At 71.1% G+C, this 5,562-nt stretch carries 5 protein-coding genes and 3 tRNA genes; 6 read left to right on the top strand and 2 right to left on the bottom strand.

Annotated elements, in window-relative coordinates:
- Window positions 1–355 precede the first annotated feature (355 nt).
- On the bottom strand, window positions 356–2,203 hold the full coding sequence (locus D6689_14995) for a hypothetical protein (GenBank protein RMH40031.1): 1,848 nt from the start codon (window positions 2,201–2,203) through the stop codon (window positions 356–358).
- A gap of 178 nt (window positions 2,204–2,381) precedes the next feature.
- Here D6689_14995 and D6689_14990 point away from each other — a divergent pair, with 178 nt between their 5' ends.
- From D6689_14990 to D6689_14965, 6 genes are all read left to right on the top strand, one after another.
- Window positions 2,382–3,098, top strand: coding sequence for an N-acetylmuramoyl-L-alanine amidase (locus D6689_14990; protein ID RMH40030.1), 717 nt, complete (start codon window positions 2,382–2,384; stop codon window positions 3,096–3,098).
- A 49-nt stretch (window positions 3,099–3,147) separates the two neighbouring features.
- Entirely contained in the window at window positions 3,148–3,852 is a 705-nt protein-coding gene (locus D6689_14985; protein ID RMH40029.1) for a ribonuclease PH, read from the top strand.
- Window positions 3,849–4,478: an RdgB/HAM1 family non-canonical purine NTP pyrophosphatase gene (gene rdgB / locus D6689_14980; protein ID RMH40028.1), complete on the top strand. Its 630-nt coding sequence runs from the start codon at window positions 3,849–3,851 to the stop codon at window positions 4,476–4,478. Before D6689_14985 ends, rdgB begins: the two co-directional genes overlap by 4 nt.
- Window positions 4,479–4,494: 16 nt before the next feature.
- A tRNA-Pro gene (locus D6689_14975) sits at window positions 4,495–4,571 on the top strand.
- A 39-nt stretch (window positions 4,572–4,610) separates the two neighbouring features.
- Window positions 4,611–4,687, top strand: a tRNA-Arg gene (locus D6689_14970).
- Window positions 4,688–4,732: 45 nt separating this feature from the next.
- Window positions 4,733–4,808, top strand: a tRNA-His gene (locus D6689_14965).
- A 69-nt stretch (window positions 4,809–4,877) separates the two neighbouring features.
- Here D6689_14965 and D6689_14960 read toward each other — a convergent pair.
- Window positions 4,878–5,562, bottom strand: a 685-nt coding sequence (locus D6689_14960) for a hypothetical protein (protein RMH40027.1), incomplete at its 5' end; no start/stop codon positions are given.

The raw sequence follows: 5,562 nt of genomic DNA, 5'->3' as shown, positions 1-5,562 counted from the left end.
TGCGCATAGCCGCTGGCTGCGGTCACGATCTGCGGGCGATCTTCGGCGTACGTCCTCGCGCCCTTCGGTTCCGTATGTTGATACGCGCCCTCGTGCGCTGCGGGCGTGCGCCGAACCTCGCCTCGCATCTCGCAACCTCGCTGGCGCGCCTATACGCAACAGCCTCCTAAATGAGGAATCACGCATCGCGTACGGTCCTCGCGGCCCCCTCACGCCGTTGGCGGCGTTGGAGCTCCTCGAAAGGGGGCCCACCCTTACTTCGTCGCTCCGCCTTGCCGTCGACGCAATGTGGCTCGCGATCCTCCGTACGGGACACATGATTCCTCATTTAGCGGCGAGCGCCCGAGCGACCCGATCAGTCGGCGGCGGTGTCGTCGTCGCCCACGCCGCGCGGCGGCGCGGCAGCCGCGACGCCGTCGGTGCCGACGGCATTCGGCGCGGCGTCGGAGGCGGCGTGCGGCTCGCGGGCGGGCGTCCCGTCGTCGGTGCCGGCGGCATTCGGCGCGGCGTCGGAGGCGGCGTGCGGCGCGCGGGCGGGCGTCCTCTCGTCGGTGCCGGCGGTTGCGTCGAGCTTCGCGCGCTGCGCGATGTCCGCGAGGAGGTCGAGTAGGGTGATTATCTTGGCTGCGGCGTCGGCGCCGGGCGCGCCGCGGGCGGCCAACTCGCTGATGGGGATCGGCGTGTCCAGCGGTGCCCCGCGGCCCGGGCACACGCGATAGTGCAACGAGTCGCCGCGCCACAGCGCGAGCCATCCGTCGAGCACGGCCGTCGCGCGCGCGCGGAGGCTGTCGTCGAGCAACGCCGCCGTCACACCGCCGGCGTCGCGCACGCGAAAGCGCCGGTCGAACAGCGCATCGCCGGTCTTTGTGGCCGGTGCGTGTGTCGGTGGCGGCTCGGGATGCGAGCCGATCGCGAATACCCGCTCCGATCGCGCGTGAAGAGTCCAATCCGGTTCGCGGTCCGCCGGCGGCCGGCGGCCGAGCGTGACGTCGACGACCTGGACCGCGCCGTGGCTGCGGGTGATGCGCAGTTGCATCGGCACACCGCGCCGGCGTCCGACGATGTGCGTGACCGTCGCGCCGTGACCGTGCTGGCTCGTCATTGACTGCGCGTGGGTGTCGCCGCCGAGCGCGTTCACGATCGACCGGACGTAGTCGGCCCACGCCGCCGCCGCGATTGCGGGCAGGTGGAACGCGGCGCCGGCCGCCTCCAACTCCGATTCCTGGCGGCGCACGTCGTCGGCCGCCCGGTCGATCGCCAACAGGCCGACGAGGGCGACCGCGTACTGCAGCGGCCACGCGAACGCGTAGCCCGCGACGACGAGCAGGCCGAGACCGACTCCGATTCGCCGTCGCGCCGGGGCCTCGGCGATCAGGCACGACACCAGCGTCCACGTGATGGACACGAGCGCGAGCAGGTAGATGCCGACCATGCCGTGGGGCGCGCCGGTCGGGCCGATGTCGATGCCGAGCCCCATCATTGCGAGTTCGGTGCCGACGGCGCGCTGTTCGCGAACGACGATGCCGGCGACCAGACCGACGAACGTGGCGACCACGAGCGGGGCCGGTTTTGCGAGAGACCATCGCGCGGGGCGGGGCGCGAACAGGTACGGGGAGGCGAGCGCCGCGACGGCGATGGACACCTGGCCCCAGTTCCGCACGCGGTTGGGCAACTCGTGATGCGGGATGTTCGGGAACAGCGACAGGTCGGCGCCGTCGATCACGCGCAACACGAACGGGGCGTAGTACTGCGCCAACAGGGGCACCGCGACGACGACGACGCCGAGCTTCGTCCACAGGTGGCCGCGCCGTCGCACCTGCGACAACACGATGACCGCAATGGTCGCGGAGAACGCCGTCTGGAGCGCGAACTGGAGCCGAAGCGACGGCGTGCAGACGATGGCCCATCCGCTCGTGGCGGCCGCGGCGAACCCGGACGCCGCGAGGGCGCCGCGCACGGCTCGGCTGCGCGGCGCGTCCGCGACGGTTTGCCAGATCGCGCGCAAGAGCACCGCGACCGCGAGGACCGACGCGAAATGGAAGACGAACAGAGCCGCGTGGTCGAGGGCGGCGTACCACCCCGGCGGCGAGCGGTCGAGCGGCCGGAGGGCCGGGACGGCCAGGCGGTTGAGCGCCAGCTCGACCCCCATCGCCGCCAGCAACACGAGGCTCGCGTCGAGCGCCCGGTGCGACGACCTCGACATGGAAAAAACGTAGCGAAATAAATGGGTTGGGTCAAGGCGGGCGATTGCCGGCGCCTGCCGTCGACAGCCGGCCGCGGCGGGCGCGCCGGGGGGACGGTGCGCCCTTCGGCAGCGCGCGGCGCGGGGAGGCCAGCGAAAATGTTGGCCCTGCCAAGTGGGATGATATCCTACATGTAGGATGAATCGCCTTCTCATCATGCTATCGCTCGGGTTGGCACCTGCGGCGGCGATCGCGCAGCCCCCAGCGGACGCGCCCCTCATCGTGATCGACCCGGGCCACGGCGGCGCGAACACCGGCGCCCCCGGCGCCGAACCCGGCGTGTACGAAAAGCGCGAGACCCTCGCCATGGCCCGATGCGTCGCGGAACGGCTGCGCGCGGCGGGCTTCCGCGTCGCTCTCACGCGCGAGCGCGACGAGTACGTGTCGCTGCGCGACCGCGTCCGCCGCGCCCACGCTCTCGGCGCCGACCGGTTCGTGAGCATCCACTTCAACGCCACCGAGCGCCACGATCAGCGCGGCTACGAAACGTACGTGCTCACCCCCGAGGCCATCGAGGTGGACGCGCCGGCGCTGCGGTACGACGACGGCCCCGCACGCGCTGGCGTGGACCGACGGACCGCCGCGCTGCTCGACGACGTGGAGCGCAGCCTCGCGCTGCCCGCGTCGGCCGCTCTGGCGCTGCGCGTGCAGCGCGCCCTCCGCTCCGTCCGCGGACCCGAGGGCGATCGCGGGGTGCGCCAGGACGCCATGCACGTGCTGCTCGGGCTCACCATGCCGGCGGTGCTCGTCGAGGTCGGCTTCCTCGACCATCCGATCGAAGGCCCGCAGCTGCGCCGGCCCGACACGCGCGCCGCGATCTGCGAGGCGCTCGCGTCCGCGATGGCCGGCCCGTGACCGCGCCGCCCCCGCGTCGCGCCCGCGCGCGCGTGCTATACGACGGCGGATGCCTCGCCCCGACGGACGCGCAAACGACGAGCTTCGGCCCCTGTCGATCACCCCGCGCTTTCAGCGCCATCCCGCCGGCAGCGCGCTGATCCGGCTCGGCGACACCTGGGTGGTGTGCGCCGCATCGATCGAAGACCGCGTGCCCCCGTTCGTCGAGACGCCGGGCACCGGCTGGGTGACGGCGGAATATGCGATGCTGCCGAGTGCGACACACACGCGCGGACGCCGCTCGCAGGGCGGCCGCGACAAGGAGATCCAGCGGCTGATCGGACGGGCGTTGCGCGCGGTCGTCGCGTTCGACCAGCTCGGTGAACGGACGGTCACGCTCGACTGCGACGTGCTGCAGGCCGACGGCGGCACGCGGTGCGCGTCCATTACCGGGGGATGCGTGGCCCTCGCGCTGGCCCTGGGCGACGGTGCGCCGGCTCTGCGCGAACGCGTCGCCGCGGTGTCGGTCGGCATTGTCGACGGCGAGGTGCGGCTCGACCTGTCATACGAGGAGGACGCGGCGGCCGAGGTCGACATGAACGTCGTGATGACCGAGTCGGGCCGGCTCGTCGAAGTGCAGGGCACGGCCGAGCGCCAGCCATTCGATCGCGCCCAGCTCGCGGCGATGCTCGACCTCGCGGCCGGCGGGATCCGCCGGCTGTGTGCCGCCCAGCAGGCGGCGATCGACGCCGCCCGGGAAGGGGGGCACACGTGAGTCGGCCGCACCGCCCGAGACTGGTGTTCGCGACGCACAACCGCGGCAAGGTGGCGGAGCTGCGCGAGCTGTTGGCCGATCTGCCGATCGACGTGCTGTCGGCCGACGACGTGCCGCTGCCCGCCGTCGTGGAGGACGGTGACACGTTCGAGGCCAACGCGATCCGCAAGGCGCGGGCGGCGGCTGCAGCGACCGGGTTGCCCGCCCTGGCCGACGACAGCGGCATCGAGGTCGACGCGCTCGGCGGCGCGCCCGGCGTCCACAGCGCGCGCTACGCCGGCGCCCACGGCGACGACGCCGCGAACAACGCGCGGCTGCTCGCCGATCTCGAGGATGTGCCGGACGACCGCCGCACGGCCCGGTTTCGCGCCGTGCTCGCCCTGTGCGACGGCGACACGGTTCTGACCGCGACCGGCGTCTGCGAAGGGCGCGTGCTGCGGCAGCCGCGCGGCACCGGCGGATTCGGCTACGACCCGCTGTTTTTCGTCCCCGAACTGGGCGCGACGTTCGCGGAGGTCGGTGTGGGGACGAAGGGCGGCTGCTCGCACCGCGCGCGCGCGATGGCGGCGCTGAAGCCGTTGCTCATCGACCACTTCCGGCTTGCCAAGCGCCCCCCGACAGGGTAGATGATCGTGCCCCCGGCGGGGTGTAGCGCAGCCTGGTAGCGCACCTGCTTTGGGAGCAGGGTGTCGGAGGTTCGAATCCTCTCACCCCGACCGCCTGACAATCGAAGACGTTCTTGGCAGGTAATGGCTTGACCGCCTGTAGCTCAGTCGGATAGAGCAAGGGCCTTCTAAGCCCGAGGTCGCAGGTTCGAGTCCTGCCAGGCGGGCCTGGCGGGGCGGCCGGCGGTCGCGCACAATTGGCAAACCTCGTTACGGTGGGCGTAGCTCAGCTGGTAGAGCACCAGGTTGTGGCCCTGGTGGTCGTGGGTTCAAGTCCCATCGCTCACCCCCGAAACGGAAAACGCCCTCGGCGCACAGCCGAGGGCGTTTTGACGTTTTCGGCAGGCTCCGGCTATCGCATCAGCGGCCTGCCCAGCGGAAGTAGTTGCGCACGATGCGCGTGTCGGCCGTGAGGTAGTCGAGCGTCGTCTGGTTTTCCTGCGCCTTGATCACCTCGTCGAGCCGCTGGACGCACCGGTCGCACGGCTTGGGAGCGACGCGCGTGAGCGCCAACAGGATTCCCTGGCGCACGATGCGTTCGGAGGTGTCTACGTGCTTGAGGAGCGCGTCGAGCGCCGGCGCGGCCTTTGGACCGAGCTTCGCCAACTGGATGAGCGCGCGTTCGGCCTTGGGCAGGCCGGGCTTGCCCACCGCGATGTCCTTCGCGTCGAGGTACTTGGCATAACACATCGGGTCGCTGCCGCACTCGATGCCGACTTCGGCGCGCCATTTCGATTCCTCAAACCCGCGCTGGTAGCCGCGGTAGGAGTCGGAGACTCCGCGCAGCCGCGCCTCTTCGTCCCGGTGGCCTTCCGCTTTGGCGAACGCGTCGTTCGCCTTCTTCATCAGCGCTTGTTGGTTCTTCTTGTCCGCGAGTGCTTTCTTTTCGTAGTCGGCGCCGATCTTTTCGTACTTCTCGGCCTTCTTGGCCTCCGCGTCCGCCTTCTTGGCGTTTTCGTCGGCCGGCTTCTTGAAACGGTCGATCATGTAATCGAGCGGCTCGAGGTGTTGCTTCTTGTACGCGAGACGGCCGTACGCGAGCGAC

It is taken from the genome of Deltaproteobacteria bacterium (genome assembly GCA_003696105.1).
Classification (GTDB): domain Bacteria; phylum Myxococcota_A; class Polyangia; order Haliangiales; family J016; genus J016.
The sequence above is the reverse complement of the archived record's forward strand: the minus strand, read 5'-3'. Positions and strand labels throughout refer to the sequence as shown.